The following is an 18,023-nucleotide window of genomic DNA, read 5'->3' on the forward strand; positions in this document are numbered from 1 at the left end:
AGGGGGAGGAGAGCCGCCCCAGGGTCGAACCGAGACGGATCTGAAAGTCAGCCGATGCCGAGTTTGAAGGATCTGCGCAACCGCATCACCTCGGTGAAGGGCACGCAGAAGATCACCAAGGCGATGCAGATGGTCGCCGCCGCCAAGCTGCGGCGCGCTCAGAACGCTGCCGAGAACGGCCGGCCCTACGCCGAGAAGATGTCCCAGGTGCTCGGCAACCTTGCGGCCAACCTCGTCGGCGGCGTGCAGGGGCCGAAGCTCCTTTCGGGCACCGGCTCGGACCAGACCCATCTGCTCGTGGTCTGCACCGCCGACCGCGGATTGTGCGGCGCCTTCAACTCGTCGATCGGCCGCATGGCCCGCGACCACGCCCGCAGGCTGATGGCCGAGGGCAAGACGGTGAAGATCCTCACCGTCGGCAAGAAGGGCAACGACCTCCTGCGCCGGATCTTCAAGGACCAGATCATCGAGGCGCGCGACATTCGCGGCACCCGGCCGGTGGACTACGAGTTCGCCGCCGAGATCGCCGAGTCGATCATCGCCCGTTTCGAGGCGGGCGAATTCGACGTGGCGACCCTGTTCTACTCGCGCTTCCGCTCGGTGATCTCGCAGATCCCCACCGCCCAGAAGCTGATCCCGGCCGAACTGCCTGCGACCGGCGCCACCGCCCCCGACGCGGCCCTCGAGTTCGAGCCGAACGAGGAGGCCATCCTCGACACGCTGCTGCCGCGCAACCTCACCGTTCAGGTCTACCGCGCGCTCCTGGAGAACGCGGCCTCCGAGCAGGGCGCGCGCATGGGCGCCATGGATTCCGCCACGCGCAACGCGGGCGAGATGATCAAGAAGCAGACGCAGATCTACAACCGCACGCGTCAGGCCATGATCACCAAGGAACTGATCGAAATCATCTCGGGCGCCGAAGCCCTCTAACACCCATTCGGGCGCCCCGGCGCCACCGCATCGTAAGGACCTCATCATGGCGAACACCGCTACCCCCGGCGCCGGCTCCAACAAGGTCGGCCGCATCACCCAGGTCATCGGCCCCGTGGTCGACGTGCATTTCGACGGCCACCTGCCCGAGATCCTGAACGCGCTGGAGACCAAGAACAACGGCAACCGCCTCGTTCTCGAAGTCGCCATGCAGCTCGGCGAGAGCACCGTGCGCTGCATCTCGATGGACACCTCGGAAGGCCTCGTGCGCGGCCAGGAGGTCACCGACACCGGCGAGGCGATCATGGTGCCGGTGGGCTTCAACACCCTGGGCCGCATCATGAACGTCATCGGCGAGCCGATCGACGAGGCCGGCCCGATCCAGTCCGACACCCTGCGCGCCATCCACCAGCCCGCGCCGGCCTATTCCGAGCAGTCGACCGAGTCGCAGATCCTGGTGACCGGCATCAAGGTGGTCGACCTGCTGGCCCCCTACGCCAAGGGCGGCAAGATCGGCCTGTTCGGCGGCGCCGGCGTCGGCAAGACCGTGCTGATCATGGAGCTCATCAACAACATCGCCAAGGTGCACTCGGGCTACTCGGTGTTCGCCGGCGTGGGTGAGCGTACCCGCGAAGGCAACGATCTCTACCACGAGATGATCGAGTCCAAGGTCAACATGGACCCCAAGGAGCACAACGGCTCGGCCGAGGGCTCCAAGTGCGCGCTGGTCTACGGCCAGATGAACGAGTCCCCCGGCGCACGCTCGCGCGTCGCGCTCACCGGCCTCACCATCGCCGAGGATTTCCGCGATCAGGGCCAGGACGTGCTGTTCTTCGTGGACAACATCTTCCGCTTCACCCAGGCCGGCTCGGAAGTGTCGGCGCTGCTCGGCCGCATCCCCTCCGCGGTGGGCTACCAGCCGACGCTGGCCACCGACATGGGCGCCCTGCAGGAGCGCATCACCACCACCACCAAGGGGTCGATCACCTCGGTGCAGGCGATCTACGTGCCGGCCGACGATCTGACCGACCCGGCGCCCGCCACCTCCTTCGCCCACTTGGACGCCACCACGGTGCTCTCGCGCTCCATCGCCGAGAAGGGCATCTACCCGGCCGTGGATCCGCTCGACTCGACCTCGCGCATGCTCAACCCGACCGTCCTCGGCGAGGAGCACTACGACGTCGCCCGCCGCGTGCAGCAGACCCTGCAGCGCTACAAGGCGCTCCAGGACATCATCGCGATCCTGGGCATGGACGAGCTCTCGGAAGAGGACAAGCTCACCGTGGCGCGCGCCCGCAAGATCGAGCGCTTCTTCTCGCAGCCCTTCTCGGTGGCCGAGATCTTCACCGGCTCGCCGGGCATCCAGGTGCCGCTGGCCGACACCATCAAGGGCTTCAAGGGCCTCGTGAACGGCGATTACGACGACCTGCCGGAGGCCGCCTTCTACATGGTCGGCACCATCGAGGACGCCAAGGAAAAGGCCAAGAAGCTCGCGGCCTCGGCCTGAGCGCATGAACGCCAAGACCATGCTTCTGCTCGTCGGCCTCGTGGCCGGCGGGCTGGTGGGCTACCTCACCCGCCCGCAGGCGGCAGAGATCAAGATCGGCCCGCTCAGCGTCGAGATCCAGGACAACAAGTCCTCGGCCGGCGCGGGCGGCGGCGACCTCACCAGCGGCCAGGTCCAGCATATCGGGCTGTACGCGGTGATCGGCGCCGTCCTCGGTCTGGGCGCCGGCTTCGTCGCCGACCGCCGCCGCGGCTGACCTCATTTTCGACCGCGCCCGGTCCACCGGCCGGGCGCGGTCCTCCACGATGTCCGACCCCAGGAATCCTGACGCCATGGCCACCTTCCAGTTCGACTTCGTCGGCCCCGAGCGGACCCTGTACTCGGGCCAGGTCGAAGCCGTGCAGCTTCCCGGCGTCGAGGGCGAGATGACGGTGTTGCCGGGCCATGCCCCGGTACTCACCGCGCTGAAGGTCGGCGTGATCGTCATCAACGAGACCGGCCATGCCGGCAAGCGCGTGCTGGTTCGCGGTGGCTTCGCCGACATCGGGCCCACCGGCGTGACGGTGATCGCCGAGCGGGCGAACCCCTTCGAGGAGATCACCCCGACCTCCATCGACGCCGACATCGCCGCCCTCCAGCTCCAGCGCGACGCCACCGAGGACTTCGCCAAGCGCGAGGAGATCGACGGCCAGATCGTCCAGTTGAAGGACGCCAAGGTCGCCCTCAGCTTCTGAGGAAGGCGGCCCTCATTCAATCCGGCCGGCCGGCGGCCTCCACGGCGACGGCGACCAGGTCGTCGATTGCGGCCGCCTCGGTCGGGCAGCCCGCCTCGAGCCATCGTCGTCGCGCCGCCTTCAGGCCGCGGCCCACCGCCGGCCCGGCCGGCACGCCCCGCCCGACGAGGTCGGCGCCAGCGACGGGAAACACCGGTCGCGCCTCCGTCCCGTCGAGGACCGCCGCCAGGGCGGCCCGGCCCTCCTCGGTCATCATCGGCTCCGCTTCCTCGCCGTCGAGGACCGACGAGGCCTCCGATAGCGCCCGACCGTCGTTGTCGGCCAGAAGCGCGCGCATGGCCGCACGATCGCGTGCGCGCGTCCCTCCGAGGGCGGCCAGGGCGCCGGCGTAGGCCGACAGGTGCCGGACCTCGGCCCGGGACAGGCGCAGGCCATTCTCCAGGCGCTCGACGTCGCCGGCCTCGCGCACCGCCAGGGCCGCGAGGCGGGACAGCCCGTCCGCCTGCGGCAGTGCCGCGAGCAGGCGCCCGAGACGATCGAGATCGCCGGGGCTCGCGAGCAGGCGCTCCAGGATACCGTGTCGCGCCATCACGCCCAGCGCCGGCAGCGCACCGGGGGCGACCAAGAGCTTGAGCAGTTCCGCCCGGATGCGCTCGCGCGACAGACCGTCGACGGCGTCCCGCGCGGCGATGCAGGCGGTCAGACCCTCCCCGTCCGGCGGCCCGAGGCCGTAGCGGGCGTGGAACCGGAAGAAGCGCAGGATCCGCAGGGCGTCCTCGCGGATGCGCGTCGGCGCGTCGCCGATGAACCGCACCCGCCCCGCCGCGAGGTCGGCGATGCCGCCGGTGGTGTCGTGCAGGCGGCCCTTGGCGTCGAGGGAGAGGGCGTTGATGGTGAAGTCGCGCCGCTCGGCATCGCGCCCGAAATCGCGGCCGAAGCGCACCACCGCGTGACGCCCGTCCGTCTCGACGTCCTCGCGCAGGGTCGTCACCTCGAAGGCGGTGCCGTCGGCGAGCAGGGTCACGGTGCCGTGGTCGATCCCGGTGGGGATGGCACGAAGACCCGCATCCGCGGCGAGCGCCATCACGGCGGCGGGCGCGATGGTGGTGGCGAGATCGAGGTCGTCGGCCGACCCGCCGAGGAGGGCGTCGCGGACGCAGCCTCCCACCGGCCGGGTCTCCTCGCCGGGCACCGCCAGGGCCCGCAGGACGCGGCCGACATCCCGGCGACGCAGGAGGGCGGCCGGAGCGTCGTATGCGAGGCGCCGCCCGGTCACCGGAACGTGCCCGGCACCACCTGTCCGTTCTCGAGGCGCGGCGGCACGTAGCCTCCGCGATGGCTCTCGCCGAACAAACCGGTGAGGACGAGCGACACCACCACGAGGCCGATGCCGGCCATGAACAGGCGGAACACCTGCCCCTCCCAATGGTAGCCCTGGTGCGGGTTGCGGCCCTTGAGCGCGAGGTAGCCGTAGAACAGCGCCCACGGCAGCAGGAACAGCAGGGCTTCTTGGACGATCCTGGCGATCATGATGCCTTCGAGGACTCTCGATACGGGGAGGGTTCCGGTCCGAGGCTCCCGCAGGCCGGTCCGGCGGCCGACCGGAACCCTACGGACTCAGGTGGTCCCGTCTACCCGGTTTCGACAGACGGCCTCGCGCGGCGTGACGAAGCACGGGTGTCCCCGGGCGCCCAGAGGCGTTCGTAGAGGTTGCGCACGATGCCCGCCGTCACGCCCCAGATCAGGCGATCCGCGTGGGTGATGGCGTAGTAGCGCCGGGTCCGGCCGCGCCAGGCGCCGGAACCGAGGCTGTGGCCGGCCGGGTCCATGAGCACGTCGAGGGGCACCTCGAACACCTCCGCCACCTCCTCCGGGTTGAGGGCGAGGGTGAGGGGCTCCTCCACCAGCCCGACCACCGGCACCACGAGGAAGCCGGTGGCCGAAAGGTAGGGGTCGAGGTAGCCGAGCACCCCGACCCGCTCGGATGCGAGGCCGATCTCTTCCCACGCCTCCCGCAGGGCGGTGCCGGCCGGGCCGGGATCGGCCGGGTCGATCTTGCCGCCGGGAAACGAGATCTGGCCGGAATGGTCGCGCAGGCCCGCGCTGCGCTGGGTGAAGAGCACGGAGAGGCCGGTGTGGCGGGCCACCACCGGCACCAGCACCGCCGCGTGGCGATGCGGGCCGGGCGGGGCGACGGCGATCCCGTCCGCGTCGAGGTCGTGGTCGCCGCGCGGATTGGAGGTGGGATCGCCGGGGCGGGGGGCATCGGCCGAGAGGCCGGCGGCGGCCCGTTCCAGAAACGCCGCCAGGCTGTCGGGGCGCGCGCCGTTCAAGCGGCGGCCGCGGGTGCGATGGGATGGAAGACGCCGCCGGCCGCGATGCCGAACCACGGCGCGCCGTCGACCTCGCGCTCCTCACCCAGGGCGACGAGGTCGTAGGTCAGCGCCCGCGTCACCCGCGCCCACAAGCCGCGGCGCACATGCACATAGGGCTTGAGGCCGCCGCCTGCGACCTCCTCGAACCGCAGGCGGTGCTCGGCATCGACGGACACGACGTCGTCGACGTTGGTGCGCACCACGATCCGCCTGTCGTCGCCCTCGCCCTCCACGGCCATGTCGACGGCCACGAACGGCGCATCCTCCACGGCGATGGCGACACGCTCCGCCGGGGTCACCAGCACGATGCCGCCGTCCTCCTCGCACCGCAGGATCGAGGCGAACAGCTTGACCATCGCCGGCCGCCGGATCGGCGCCCCCTCGTGGAACCAGGTGCCGTCGGCGGCGATGCGCATGTCGATCGTGCCGCAATGGGCCGGGTTCCATCGCTCCACCGGCGGCAGGCCACGCTTTGCCTCGGCGCCGAGGGCCGCGGTGAGGCGGGCGAGGACGGGATCGGGGGAGGGGATCTCGGGCATGAGGGGAACGATAGCGGTTGGACCGGCGTGGGGACAGAGGCGACGGGCACGCCGTGGGCCTTCCGACGACCGCTCACGCGTCGGTTCGCGGCGTCCCTGGTCGAATCGGGGGACGACTGCGCGTGTCGGACGCCGCAATGGACCCGAGGAAAGGACCTGCCGTCCGTCGCTGCCTCGCCCTGGCGGGCCCTGGCCTCTCGAACGACCAGCGGGCGGACGATTCGTGCCAATCGCACAGGCTCGACGCAGCAGATTGTCCGCTTCCGCTCCACCGCGTTGACGTCCGTTTGTCTCCCGCTCATGGCTGGAATTCCAAGCAGGAACGCCGTGATGTTCGACACAAGCCGCGTCCAGGACAGTCTAACGCCATCCCCGACCTGGACCGCGAGCGTCGATGAAGGGCTCGTCCTCCATCGTGGGCTTACGACGACACGGCCGCTACCAGCGAAAACGGCGAGGGCGGTTTCCAGGGACCCGCACGACGCGGCCGGAATTGTCTCGTGCATCACGCCATCGTCCGCGGATCGCTCGACATCTTCGCGGCGGGCGGCCACCAAGCGCGACGAGATCCTCGCTTTCATCGCGGCGCAGGCGACCTGCCCGGACCTCACGCCCGAGCGGATCGCGCGCCGCACCGGCGTCTCGCGCACGGTGCTCTATCGCATCCTCGAGCCGCTCGGCGGCGTGGCGACCTGCGTGCAGCGGCAGCGCCTGCACCTGATGCGCGGCGCCCTGGCCCACCGGGGCGATGCGCGCTCCATCAAGACGATCGCCCATGCCAGCGGCTTTCGCAGCGTGACCCATGCCAGCCGCAGCTTCCACAAGGCTTTCGGAATGCCGCCGGGCTCGTACCGCCAGGCAGGACTCGCCGGCTGACCGGTTCCTCGGCGTCGAGCGGATCGCCGCGGAACCCGTGCCGGTTGCGCTCTCGCGTTCCCCCTGACTGCCGTCAGAGTTCGTTGAACCACCCCACGATCACCAGGCCCGCTTCGGGGAGCGGGACGCGCAGTCCGGTGCGGGCCTGGGAGCGGAGCGCAGCCGGCGAGACGGAAAATTCCTGCACGAAGGCACGCCGGAAACTGCGCTCCTGCCGGAAACCGAACCGCGCGGCCACCGCGGCCGAGGTGAGGTCCGCGTGTCGCCCCGCCGTGATCTCTCCGTGCGCGCGGGCCAGGCGCAGCCGCCGGATCGTCGCCGCGATGTTCCCGCCATCGCGCATGAGACGGTAGAGGCGTGCGCGAGACAAGGCGAACTGCCGGCAGATCAGGTCCGGCCCGAGGTCCGGGTCGGCGAGGCGTTCCTTGATGTAGCGCCGCACGGCCTTGGCGAGTTCGGCCTCGTCGTCCGCGGCCGCGGCCGTGTTCGCGATGTTCTGCAGGGATGACTTGGACAGGCAGGCGGCGAGCAGCGTGAGGCTGCTGCGACTGGCGATGGACACCTTGGCGGGCGGCAGCGGATCGGGCATCGCGAGAAGCCCCTCGATGTGCGCCCCCACGAGCAGCGCCTCCACCGAGTTCGGCGGGTATACCCGCCCGTCGAAGGGACCGATCGGCCCCATGGCCGCCTCGAGAAGCCGGCGCGGAACGACGAGGGCCGTGAGCGTGATGCCTTCGAGCCGATAGTCGGCCGGGCTCGACAGCTTGGTGATCGACATCGCGCCGGGCTCGAAACGCATGCGCCGCCGACCGCAGACGCCTTCGCCCCGGCCGGCCAGGAAGACGTTGATGAAGACGTGATCGAGGCCGATGCGCTCGGCCGCCGCCTTGGTCCGGACCAGGCGGAAATCGCCGGCGGTGACATGTCCGACCAGCAACGGCCCGATCTGCCGCCAACGGCCCTCCGTCGTGAAGCGCTCCGCTTCCTCCGGGCTCATCAGGACCTCGCCCGACGGGCTCATCACCTCCCGCCAGGCGGCCTGCCGATAGCCGGCGTCGCCGTCCGCGAGCTGAATCGAATGCCGGGTTGTCGTGGACATGATGAGCGCCCGGCGGAACCGTTCGACCGAGCGTGGGTCATGGAGCGTGGCGGTTGATGTGTCGAGCGCTGCCAGCCCTTTGGTCAAGCCGATCCGCCGGTGGGATCCCCGCGTCGCGCCGAGGCGCACCCGTCTTCGCAAGGGCGGGCCCTGGAGCGGCCGACGACGCCGACGACCGGCGTACCGAGGTCGACGGCCCGGCGCGCGCCGCCCCTCCATCCCTCCTGCGGCGTCGCGCCGACCTTGCCATCACGCCTCGAACGGCGCCACACTCCCGCCCTTCGAGCGCCGCGGCGCGACACGGGACGACCACGCATGAGCCAAGGTGCTTCGCCGGCCACGACCCTCGATGACGGCATCGTCGCCACGGCCGAGGCCTGTCTCGGGTCGGTGAGCGCGGCCCGCGATGCGATCCACAAGGTCATCTTCGGTCAGGAGACGGTGGTCGACCTGGCGCTCATCACCATCCTCGCCGGCGGCCACGGGCTGCTGGTGGGCCTGCCAGGGCTCGCCAAGACCAAGCTCGTGGAGACCCTGGGCACCGTGCTCGGCCTCGATGCGCGCCGCGTCCAGTTCACCCCCGACCTGATGCCGTCGGACATCCTCGGCACCGAGATCCTGGACGAGGACGCCGACCGGCACCGCTCGTTCCGCTTCGTGAAGGGCCCGGTCTTCACCCAGCTCCTGATGGCCGACGAGATCAACCGGGCGAGCCCGCGCACCCAATCGGCCCTGCTGCAGGCGATGCAGGAGAATTTCGTGTCGGTGGCGGGCGAGCGCCACGACCTGCCGCGCCCGTTCCACGTGCTCGCCACCCAGAACCCGATCGAGCAGGAGGGCACCTATCCGCTGCCCGAGGCGCAGCTCGACCGGTTCCTGCTGGAGATCGACGTCGGCTATCCCGACCGCGCCGCCGAGCGCCGCATCCTGATCGAGACCACCGGGATCGCCGACCACGCGCCGCAGGCAGTGATGTCGACCGAGGCGCTGCTCACGGCCCAGCGGCTGGTGCGGCGCCTGCCGGTGGGCGACGCTGTGGTGGACGCGATCCTCGACCTCGTGCGCTCGGCCCGGCCCGAGGGCGGCGACCCGTCGCTCAAGGGCAAGCTGCTGTGGGGGCCCGGCCCCCGCGCCAGCCAGGCGCTGACGCTGGCGGTGCGCGCCCGCGCCCTCATCGAGGGCCGCGTCGCGCCCTCGCTGGCCGACGTCAAGGCCCTAGCCGAGCCGGTGCTCAAGCACCGCATGGCGCTGAGTTTCGGGGCGCGGGCGGACGGCGAGACCATCCCGAGGCTGATCGCCCAGCTCGCGGCCAAGATCTAGGTCGCGCCGGTGGCCGCGACCCAGGTACTCCCGGCGAGCGCGCGTGCTCCGGGTCGGCGCGAGACCGAGCACGCCCTGTCGCTGGCCGAGCGGATGCCGCGCCTGATCCTGGAGTCGCGCCGGGTCTCGACGACCCTCGCCCACGGCCTCCACGGCCGGCGCCGGGCCGGGCCCGGCGAGAGCTTCTGGCAGTTCCGGCCCTTCGTCGCCGGCGAGGCCGCCGCGCGCATCGACTGGCGCCGCTCGGCCCGCGACGACCGGCTCTACGTACGCGAGCGCGAGTGGGAGGCGGTGCACAACATCTGGTTCTGGATCGACCGTTCCGCCTCCATGGGCTTCGCCTCCCGGCTCGCCCAGGCCTCCAAGGTCGAGCGTGCCCTGGTGCTCGGGTTCGCCCTGGCCGACGTGCTGGTGGAGGGCGGCGAGCGCACCGGCCTGCTGGGCCTCACCCGCGCCACCGCCTCGCGAAAGGTCGTCGAGACCATGGCGCAGGTCCTGGTCGAGGACCGCGCCGGGCTCGACCGCGACGGCCCGCCCCGCGCCGTTCCCGGCCGCTTCGACGAGGTCGTCCTGGTCAGCGACTTCCTCTCGCCGCTGCCCGAAGTGAAGGCGGCGGTCGATCACATCGCGGGCGGGGGCACCCGCGGCCACCTCGTGGTGGTGGTGGACCCGGTGGAGGAGAGCTTTCCCTTCACGGGCCAGGCCGTCCTCCACGATCTCGAAAGCGACCGGATCGCCCATATCGGCGATGCCGGCGCCTGGGGTGAGGCCTACCGCACCCGCATCGCCGAGCACCGGGCCGGCCTCGCCGAGATCGCCCGCGGCCAGGGCTGGACGGTGACGACCCACCGGACCGACCGCCCGGCGAGCGAGGCCGCCCTCCGCCTCCTGACGCTGGTCGCCGCCTCCCGCGGGACAGGCTGAACCGATGCTGGGATTGCCGCTGACCTTCGCCGCCCCCCTGGCGCTCGCCGCCCTCGTCGCACTGCCGGCCCTGTGGTTCCTGCTGCGGGTGACGCCGCCGCGGCCCCAGCGCATCGACTTTCCGCCCCTGCGGATCATGGCCGACCTGATGCCGGCCCGCGAGACGCCGGCGCGCACGCCGCCCTGGCTCCTGATCCTGCGCATCCTGGCTGCCGCCTGCCTGATCCTGGCCGTGTCCGGACCGGTCTGGAACGCCGCCGGCATCGGCGCCGCGGCCGGGCGCACGCCGCTTCTCGTGATGATCGACAACGGCGCCACCGCCGCCCACGACTGGCGCGAGCGCCTGCAGGCGGCCACCGACGAGATCGAGGCCGCCGCCCGCGACGGCCGCCCGGTGGGCGTCGTGGCGATGGCCGAACCCGCCGCCGCCCTCGAGACCCGGACGCCGGCCGCCGCCCTCGACCGCCTGCGGGCGGTCGCGCCCCGGCCGCACCTGGCCGCCCGCCCGGTCCATCTGCCGACCATCGCGGCATTCCTCGAGCGGATGCCCGGCACAGCCGTCGTCTGGATCAGCGACGGAATCGCCGATGTCGGCGGGGACGGCTTCGCCGCCGGTCTCGGCGACCTGATCGCCAAGGCCGGAGCGAGCCTGACCATCCGCCGCGCCGAGGTGCCTCCGGCGCTCGCCCTCACCACCACGGAGGCCGGCGGGCGGCTGAGCGCCCATGTCCTCAGGGCGGCGGCCAACGGCCGCGACGGCGGGGCGGTGCGGGCCCTCGACCAAAAGGGCCTGCCGCTGGCCGAGCACGATTTCGCCTTCGCCCAGGGTGCGACCGAGACCGAGGTGGCGTTCGACATGCCGGTGGAACTGCGCAACGCCATCGCCCGCGTCGAAATCGCCGGCGAACGGTCCGCCGCCGCCGTCAGGCTGATGGACGAGCGCGGCCGGCGCCGCCGGGTCGGGCTCGTCTTCGGCGGCACCAGCGACCAGGCCCAGCCGCTGCTGGCCCCCACCTACTACCTGTCGCGCGCCCTCGTGCCCTTCGCCGACGTGCAGGAGCCGCGCGGCGCCACCGGGGTCTCCGATTCTATCGCCCGGATGATCGACGCGCAGGTCTCGGTGCTGGTGCTGGCCGATGTCGGCGCCCTCGATGCCCAGGCCTCCGCCCGGGTGACGAGCTTCGTGGAGGCGGGTGGCCTGCTCCTGCGCTTTGCCGGGCCGCGCCTCGCCTCCGGCAACGACACCCTGGTGCCGGTGCGCCTGCGCCGCGGCGGCCGGACGCTCGGGGGCACCCTGTCCTGGGACAGCCCGAAGACGCTGGCCGCCTTCGCTCCCGAAAGCCCCTTCGCCGGCCTCACCCCGCCCGCCGATATCGGCGTGCGCCGCCAGATCCTGGCCGAACCGGACGCCGACCTGCCAGGCCGCACCTGGGCCTCGCTGCAGGACGGCACGCCCATCGTCACCGCCGAGAAGCGAGGGCAGGGCCTCGTGGTGCTGTTCCACGTCACCGCCGACACCACCTGGTCCAACCTGCCGCTCTCGGGCCTCTTCATCGACATGCTGCGCCGGGTCGTCGGCTTGGCGGGAACCGGATCGGCCCCGGTGGCCGCCGAGGGGCAGGCCCCCGCCGCCGCGATCCTGGCGCCGCGCCTCGCCCTCGACGGCTTCGGGGCGCTCGGCAGCCCGCCGGCCGGGGCCACCGCGGTGGCGGCCGACCAGTCGGAACGGGCGAGCTACGAGCATCCCGCCGGCTTCTACGGCCCCGCCGACGCCGGCATCGCCGTGAACGCACTGCTGCCGGACGACCGGCTGAAGCCCTTGGACGTGGCGAGCCTCGCCGGCGCCCGGTTCGAGGCGCTGGGCGGGGCCGAGACCCGGGACCTGCGCGCACCGCTGTTCAGCCTGGCGCTGCTGCTCCTCGTCCTCGACACCCTGGCCGGGCTCTGGCTCGGGGGCTTTACCGCCCGCCTGCCGGGCCGGCGCACGGCCCGCGCCGCCGCGGCCGCGCTGGCCGTCGCGGGGGGACTGGCGATCCTGACGATCCCCTCGCCCGGTCATGCCCAGGCGGACGCGGCCGGGCGCCCGGCCGGCTTCGAATCGGCGCTGGCGACGCGTCTCGCCTTCGTGGTGACCGGTGACGAGGCGATCGATACCGCGAGCAAGGCCGGCCTCTCGGGCCTGACCCAGATGCTCGCCGCCCGCACCGCCCTGGAGCCCGGCGAACCGATCGGGATCGACCCGTTCCGGGACGAGCTCGCGTTCTATCCAATCATCTACTGGCCGATCGTCCCGAACCGGCCGCAGCCCGGCGAGGCCGCGATCCGGCGGATCGACGCCTTCATGCGCAACGGCGGCACGGTGCTGTTCGACACCCGCGACGCACTCACCGCGCGGCCGGGCGGACCGGCCACCGCCGAGGCGCTGTACCTGCGCAAGATGCTGAGCACCCTCGAGGTGCCGGAACTCGAGCCGGTGCCGGCCGACCACGTCCTCACCAAGGCGTTCTACCTCGTCGACAGCTTCCCCGGCCGTTACAGCACCGGCCAGACCTGGGTCGAGACCCTGCCGCCGGCCGGCGAGGGCAGCGAGCGGCGCCCGGCCAGGGCCGGCGACGGCGTGTCGCCGATCATCATCACCGGCAACGACCTCGCCGCCGCCTGGGCGGTGGGCAAGCGCGGCGAGCCGCTCTACCCCATCGTCGGCGGCGACCAGCGCCAGCGCGAGATGGCCTTCCGCGGCGGCATCAACTTCGTGATCTACACGCTGACGGGCAACTACAAGGCCGACCAGGTCCACGTTCCGGCGCTCTTGGAAAGGCTGGGGCAGTGACGGTGTCGAACAGGCTCGACGTCCTGAGCCTTCCCCCCGCATCGGGGGGAGGGTCGGGCGGGTGTTTTGGTCCTACCGTCGAACACCGAGGCCACCGCCCATGCTGAGCCTCAGTTTCACCCCGCTCCTGCCATGGCCGGTGCTGGCCGGCTTCGGCGTGGTGGTCGCGCTGTTCTGCATCCTCGCCATCGTGGCGCGGGGCCGCAGCGCGATCCTGCGCGCGATCGCCCTCGGGCTGGTCCTCCTGGCGATCGCCAACCCGTCGCTGGTCCGCGAGGACCGCGAGCCGGTCAAGGACATCGTCGCCGTGGTCGTCGACCGGTCGGGGTCGCAGGCGCTGGGCGACCGCAAGGGCATGACCGACACCGTGCGGGCCGAACTGCAGCGCCGGTTCGGCTCGCTCGCCAACATCGAGCCGCGCTTCGTCGACGTTCCCGACGGCGAGGGTGACGAGGGCACCAAGCTCTTCACCGCCCTGGGGCAGGTGCTGGCCGACGTCGCGCCCGAGCGCCTCGCCGGCGTCGTCATGCTCACCGACGGGGTCGTCCACGACATCCCCGCCTCGGCGGCGGCGCTGGGCATCAAGGCGCCGCTGCACGTCCTCGTCACCGGCCATGCCGACGAGCGCGACCGCCAGATCAGGCTGATCGAGGCGCCACGCTTCGGCATCGTCGGGCGCGAGCTGACGATCCGCGCCGAGGTGATGGAGCGCGGCGGCACCGGCAACGCCGTGGTGACGGTGCGCCGCGACGGCGAGGAGATCGACCGGCGCAGCGTGTCCACCGGCCGGCCCTTCGCCCTCACCACGCGGATCGAGCACGGCGGCCCCAACGTCGTCGAGATCGAAGTCGAGGCGCTGCCGGGCGAACTCACCACCATCAACAACCGCGCCGTCCTGCCCATCGAGGGCATCCGCGAGAAGCTGCGGGTGCTGCTGGTCTCCGGCGAGCCGCACCAGGGCGAGCGGACCTGGCGCAACCTGCTGAAGTCCGACGCCAACGTCGATCTCGTCCACTTCACCATCCTGCGCCCGCCCGAGAAGCAGGACGGCACCCCGATCTCGGAACTCTCGCTGATCGCCTTCCCGACCCGCGAGCTGTTCGTCCAGAAGATCAAGGACTTCGACCTCATCATCTTCGACCGCTACGCCAACCAGAGCGTGCTGCCCTCGGCCTATTTCGACAACATCGTGCGCTACGTCCGCGACGGCGGCGCGCTGCTCGTGGCGGCGGGGCCGGAGTTCGCCTCGACGGGGAGCCTGTCGCGTACCCGGCTGTCGGCGATCCTGCCGGGGGAACCCAACGGTCGCGTCGTCGAGCAACCCTACAAGGCCGGACTGACCGGCACCGGCACCCGGCACCCGGTCACCCGGGCGCTGCCGGGTTCGGAAGCCTCGCCGCCGGCCTGGGGCGACTGGCTGCGCATCGTCTCGGCCCAGGTGAAGCCCGGGGTCCAGCCGATCCTGCAGGGCCCCAACGCCCTGCCGCTGCTCGCCCTGTCCCGCGAGGACAAGGGCCGCGTCGCGCTGCTGCTGTCCGACCACGCCTGGCTGTGGGCACGCGGCTACCAGGAAGGCGGTCCCTACCTCGACCTGCTGCGCCGCCTCGGCCACTGGCTGATGAAGGAGCCGGCCCTCGAGGAGGAGGCCCTGCGCGCCCAGACCACCGGGCGCGGCCGCGAGGTCCGGGTCGAGCGCCAGACCATGGCCGAGACCGCCGAGCCGGTGACCGTCACCGGGCCGACCGGGGCGCAGCGCAGCCTCACCCTGGAGGAAACCAAGCCGGGCCTGTTCTCCACCACCTTCGAGGCGTCGGAACTCGGGCTCCACACCCTGCGCTCGGGTGCCCTCGTCGCCTTCGTCAGCGTCGGGCCGCCCAACCCGCGCGAACTCGCCGACGTCTTCAGCGACACCGACCGGCTGCGGCCGCTGGCCGAAGGCACCGGCGGTTCGATCCGTCGCCTCGCCGAGGCGAACGGCGGCGTCACCGTGCCCCGGCTCCAAAGCGTGCGCAGCGGCCGACTGGCGGGGGCCGACTGGATCGGCTTCCATCCGAGCGACAGCGCCAACATCCGCGGCGTCGAAGTCTATCCCCTGGCGCTCGGTCTCTGGGCTCTGGCCGCCCTGGCGGCGGCGATCCTGGCGATGTGGCTGGTGGAGGGGCGGCGCGGACGGGTGGCGTGACGGATGCCCAGGTCGCGGCATTTCGAGTTAGGTTGAGACGGATCGATCGGGGTCACAGCCTCGACGTTTCGCAGGCGCCAAGACTTGCCCGCGCCAAGAAGGAGAACCGCAATGGGCCTCGCCCCGGGACACCCGCTCTTGTTCGCCGTCCGTCATTTGAATGCGTCCTCCGCCGATCCGATCGGCGAGAACGACCTGCTCGAGGCCCTGCGGGCAGACATCGTTCCGGCCCGCTACGAACGCCATGTCCGGGATTTCCTCGACGAGGCCGATGTGGAGGCGCTGAGTGATCTCGTGCGCGCCGGCTGCGTGACCTATCCGACGCTGGCCCGGCATGCACGCCGTTACCTCGATCCTCGCCACGAGACGCAGCAATGGCTCGATGACCGCGCCTGAAAGCCGCTGGCGCTTCCTCCTCGGCTTGGCCCTGCCTGTCCTCGATCATGTGTTTCCGCCTCCCCTCGCCAGTGGCGAACGACCGCCCTGGACGCTCGGAGGGGGAACGGCGATCGCCGTCTGGATCGATCATCGCATCAGCTACGATGTGGATCTGTTCGTCCCCGGGGTGCCGCTCAAGCAATTGACGCCCGCTCACAATCCGTTCGCGAGCCGCATCGCGCCGCATTTCCAGTGGCCAGGGCATCATCTCAAATTCGAGCGACCGGAGGGAGAGATCGATTTTCTCTCGCCTGCCCTTTAGACGGAGCCCGGCTTCGCCTGGAAGGACATCGACGGTCGGCCGATCGCGGTGGAGACGCCCGAGGAGGTGATCGTCAAGAAGATCCGCTTCCGGTCCGCACGCCTCACGGCGCGCGACGTCTTCGATCTCGCCGCCGTCGCGGCGACCCGTGACGGACTTGCGCAGACGCTCGCCAGGGACGTCCCCGACGCCCTGGCACGGACGCGGGAATCGCTGGAACTCCAGGCGCGTCGTGGGCAGGACGTCCTGGCGAGAAGTGTCGTTCCCACTCCATCGGGTCGGGCGTATCTTGACGATGCCTTCGGCATGGCCCGTCGCGTTCTCGCCGCCGCCGATCTGTCCGACTGAGCGGAGGGGGCGTTGCTCAGGCAGGCCGCGACCGGACGCTGGCGACTTCGCCTCGGGCCGTGATGTCGGCATCCGGCTGCAGGGCGCGCCACAGCACCCGCGCGGGGTCGACCGGTCCAGGGAGCGTCAGCGCCCCGTGCGGCACGCGCGTGAAGCCGAAACGGGCGTAGTACGGCGCGTCCCCCACGAGGAGCATCAGGGGATGGCCGCCCTGCCTCGCCGCATCGAGGCTGCGGTTCATCAGGGCCGAGCCGATGCCGCGGTTCTCGAAACTCGGGTCGACGGTGAGGGGGCCGAGCATCAGCGCGTCGTCGGTGCCGATGCGGATGGGGCCGACCCGCACCGATCCGACGAGGAAGGTGCCGACCAGCGCCGTGAAGGACAACGTGGGCAGGGGAGGCACGCCCTCGCGCAGGCGGTAGGGCGTGCGGGCGAAGCGGCCGGGACCGAAGGCGCGGGCGTGGAGCCGCTCGACGGCCGCCGCGTCCTCCGCCGATTCCGGCCGGATCAGGAGGGGGAGGGTGGTCATCGCCCCCTCGCTCAGGTGGCGCGGTTCGAGAAATCGATGCGCGGGTCGATCCAGGTGTAGATCAGGTCCGAGAGCAGGTTCACGGCCAGTCCCAGCAGGGAGAAGATGTAGAGCGTCGCGAACACGATCGGGTAGTCGCGCCCGACGATGGCGGTGAAGGACAGGAGGCCGAGACCGTCGAGGCTGAAGATCGTCTCGATCAGGAGCGAGCCGGTGAAGAAGGCCGAGATGAAGGCGCCGGGAAAGCCCGCCACCACGATCAGCATGGCGTTGCGGAAGACGTGGCCGTAGAGCACGCGGCGCTCGCTGAGGCCCTTCATGCGGGCGGTGAGCACGTATTGCTTGCGGATCTCGTCGAGGAACGAGTTCTTGGTGAGCAGCGTCGAGGTGGCGAAGGCCCCGAGCACAAGGGCGGTGAGCGGCAGCGTCATGTGCCAGGCGTAGTCGACGACCTTGCCCCACAGCGACAGGCTCTCGAAGCCCTCGCTGGTCAGCCCGCGGATCGGGAAGATCTGCACGAAGGAGCCGCCGGCCAAAAGGATGATGAGCAGGATGCCGAACAGGAAGCTCGGCACCGCGTAGCCGACGATGACGACGCCCGAGGTCCACAGGTCGAAGCGCGAGCCCTCCCGCACCGCCTTGCGGATGCCCAGGGGAATCGAGATCGCGTAGGAGATCAGCGTCATCCACAGGCCGAGCGAGATCGAGACCGGCAACCGCTCGCGGATCAGCTGCAGCACCGAGACGTCGCGAAAGTAGCTGTTGCCGAAGTCGAACCGGACGTAGTCCCACAGCATCTTGGCGAAGCGCTCGGGCGCCGGCTTGTCGAAGCCGAACTGCTTTTCGAGCTTGGCGATGAAGGCCGGGTCGAGCCCCTGGGCGCCGCGATAGCGGGAGTTGGCCTCGCCGCCGGTGCGCGCCGCCATGCCGGCGCCGCCGAGGTCGCCGGCCCCGCCGGTCACCCGCGACAGGCCGGCGTCGTTCTGGCCCTGGAGCTGGGCCAGCACCCGCTCCACCGGCCCGCCGGGGGCGAACTGGACGATCGCGAAGGTGATCAGCATGATCCCGAAGATGGTGGGCACCATCAGGGCGATGCGGCGCAGGATGTAGGCGAGCACGCGCGGGTTTCC

At 71.4% G+C, this 18,023-nt stretch carries 19 protein-coding genes; 12 read left to right on the plus strand and 7 right to left on the minus strand.

The window, feature by feature from the left end:
* The first annotated feature begins 54 nt into the window (after nt 1–54).
* From ASG59_RS03140 to atpC, 4 genes are all read left to right on the plus strand, one after another.
* Nucleotides 55–930 carry a F0F1 ATP synthase subunit gamma gene (locus ASG59_RS03140; protein WP_056281785.1) on the plus strand — a complete coding sequence of 292 codons (876 nt, stop codon included), beginning with the start codon at nt 55–57 and terminating at the stop codon, nt 928–930.
* A gap of 46 nt (nt 931–976) precedes the next feature.
* Nucleotides 977–2,437 (plus strand): F0F1 ATP synthase subunit beta, encoded by a 1,461-nt coding sequence (gene atpD / locus ASG59_RS03145; protein ID WP_055882308.1) that lies wholly within the window; start codon nt 977–979, stop codon nt 2,435–2,437.
* A gap of 4 nt (nt 2,438–2,441) precedes the next feature.
* Nucleotides 2,442–2,693 (plus strand): hypothetical protein, encoded by a 252-nt coding sequence (locus ASG59_RS03150; RefSeq protein ID WP_055882305.1) that lies wholly within the window; start codon nt 2,442–2,444, stop codon nt 2,691–2,693.
* Nucleotides 2,694–2,769: 76 nt separating this feature from the next.
* Nucleotides 2,770–3,171: an ATP synthase F1 subunit epsilon gene (gene atpC, locus ASG59_RS03155; protein ID WP_055882302.1), complete on the plus strand. Its 402-nt coding sequence runs from the start codon at nt 2,770–2,772 to the stop codon at nt 3,169–3,171.
* Nucleotides 3,172–3,187: 16 nt separating this feature from the next.
* Here atpC and ASG59_RS03160 read toward each other — a convergent pair whose 3' ends face one another.
* The 4 genes from ASG59_RS03160 to ASG59_RS03175 form a co-directional block, all read right to left on the minus strand.
* Nucleotides 3,188–4,405 carry a CCA tRNA nucleotidyltransferase gene (locus ASG59_RS03160; protein WP_244475616.1) on the minus strand — a complete coding sequence of 406 codons (1,218 nt, stop codon included), beginning with the start codon at nt 4,403–4,405 and terminating at the stop codon, nt 3,188–3,190.
* 38 nt (nt 4,406–4,443) lie between these two features.
* On the minus strand, nt 4,444–4,701 hold the full coding sequence (locus ASG59_RS03165) for a DUF6111 family protein (RefSeq protein ID WP_055882298.1): 258 nt from the start codon (nt 4,699–4,701) through the stop codon (nt 4,444–4,446).
* A 101-nt stretch (nt 4,702–4,802) separates the two neighbouring features.
* Nucleotides 4,803–5,504, minus strand: a complete 702-nt coding sequence (locus tag ASG59_RS03170; RefSeq protein WP_056281791.1) for a CoA pyrophosphatase — start codon at nt 5,502–5,504, stop codon at nt 4,803–4,805.
* Nucleotides 5,501–6,085, minus strand: coding sequence for a DUF1285 domain-containing protein (locus ASG59_RS03175; RefSeq protein ID WP_056281794.1), 585 nt, complete (start codon nt 6,083–6,085; stop codon nt 5,501–5,503). The genes ASG59_RS03170 and ASG59_RS03175 overlap by 4 nt, the downstream gene beginning before the upstream one ends.
* 330 nt (nt 6,086–6,415) lie before the next feature.
* Between ASG59_RS03175 and ASG59_RS19695 the strand changes: the two genes are divergently transcribed.
* Nucleotides 6,416–6,961: a helix-turn-helix domain-containing protein gene (locus ASG59_RS19695; RefSeq protein WP_162245431.1), complete on the plus strand. Its 546-nt coding sequence runs from the start codon at nt 6,416–6,418 to the stop codon at nt 6,959–6,961.
* 73 nt (nt 6,962–7,034) lie between these two features.
* Here the strand turns inward: ASG59_RS19695 and ASG59_RS03185 are convergent, their stop codons facing one another.
* A complete protein-coding gene (locus tag ASG59_RS03185) occupies nt 7,035–8,189 on the minus strand; it encodes a helix-turn-helix domain-containing protein (protein ID WP_162245432.1) in 1,155 nt (384 codons plus the stop codon).
* A gap of 186 nt (nt 8,190–8,375) precedes the next feature.
* Between ASG59_RS03185 and ASG59_RS03190 the strand changes: the two genes are divergently transcribed.
* The 7 genes from ASG59_RS03190 (at nt 8,376) to ASG59_RS03220 (ending at nt 16,364) form a co-directional block, all read left to right on the plus strand.
* Nucleotides 8,376–9,380 (plus strand): MoxR family ATPase, encoded by a 1,005-nt coding sequence (locus ASG59_RS03190; protein ID WP_056406957.1) that lies wholly within the window; start codon nt 8,376–8,378, stop codon nt 9,378–9,380.
* Nucleotides 9,381–9,389: 9 nt separating this feature from the next.
* Nucleotides 9,390–10,304 (plus strand): DUF58 domain-containing protein, encoded by a 915-nt coding sequence (locus ASG59_RS03195; RefSeq protein ID WP_056406959.1) that lies wholly within the window; start codon nt 9,390–9,392, stop codon nt 10,302–10,304.
* Nucleotides 10,305–10,308: 4 nt separating this feature from the next.
* Complete coding sequence (locus ASG59_RS03200) at nt 10,309–13,134, plus strand: DUF4159 domain-containing protein (protein WP_056406962.1); 2,826 nt, start codon at nt 10,309–10,311, stop codon at nt 13,132–13,134.
* Nucleotides 13,135–13,234: 100 nt separating this feature from the next.
* Nucleotides 13,235–15,316, plus strand: a complete 2,082-nt coding sequence (locus ASG59_RS03205) for a hypothetical protein (RefSeq protein WP_055882273.1) — start codon at nt 13,235–13,237, stop codon at nt 15,314–15,316.
* Nucleotides 15,317–15,427: 111 nt separating this feature from the next.
* Nucleotides 15,428–15,712 carry a hypothetical protein gene (locus tag ASG59_RS03210; protein ID WP_055882271.1) on the plus strand — a complete coding sequence of 95 codons (285 nt, stop codon included), beginning with the start codon at nt 15,428–15,430 and terminating at the stop codon, nt 15,710–15,712.
* Nucleotides 15,699–16,016, plus strand: coding sequence for a nucleotidyl transferase AbiEii/AbiGii toxin family protein (locus ASG59_RS03215; RefSeq protein WP_056406964.1), 318 nt, complete (start codon nt 15,699–15,701; stop codon nt 16,014–16,016). The genes ASG59_RS03210 and ASG59_RS03215 overlap by 14 nt, the downstream gene beginning before the upstream one ends.
* A gap of 48 nt (nt 16,017–16,064) precedes the next feature.
* Entirely contained in the window at nt 16,065–16,364 is a 300-nt protein-coding gene (locus ASG59_RS03220; protein WP_056406966.1) for a hypothetical protein, read from the plus strand.
* Between the two features lie 16 nt (nt 16,365–16,380).
* Here the strand turns inward: ASG59_RS03220 and ASG59_RS03225 are convergent, their stop codons facing one another.
* Together ASG59_RS03225 and ASG59_RS03230 are read right to left on the minus strand one after the other, a co-directional pair.
* Nucleotides 16,381–16,893: an N-acetyltransferase gene (locus ASG59_RS03225; RefSeq protein WP_056281810.1), complete on the minus strand. Its 513-nt coding sequence runs from the start codon at nt 16,891–16,893 to the stop codon at nt 16,381–16,383.
* 11 nt (nt 16,894–16,904) lie between these two features.
* The gene (locus ASG59_RS03230; protein ID WP_055882261.1) at nt 16,905–18,011 is read right to left on the minus strand and encodes a microcin C ABC transporter permease YejB; all 1,107 of its coding nucleotides are present in this window, start codon (nt 18,009–18,011) and stop codon (nt 16,905–16,907) included.
* Nucleotides 18,012–18,023: the final 12 nt, after the last annotated feature.

Origin of the sequence: Methylobacterium sp. Leaf466, assembly GCF_001425565.1 — a bacterium.
Taxonomy (GTDB): Bacteria; Pseudomonadota; Alphaproteobacteria; order Rhizobiales; family Beijerinckiaceae; genus Methylobacterium.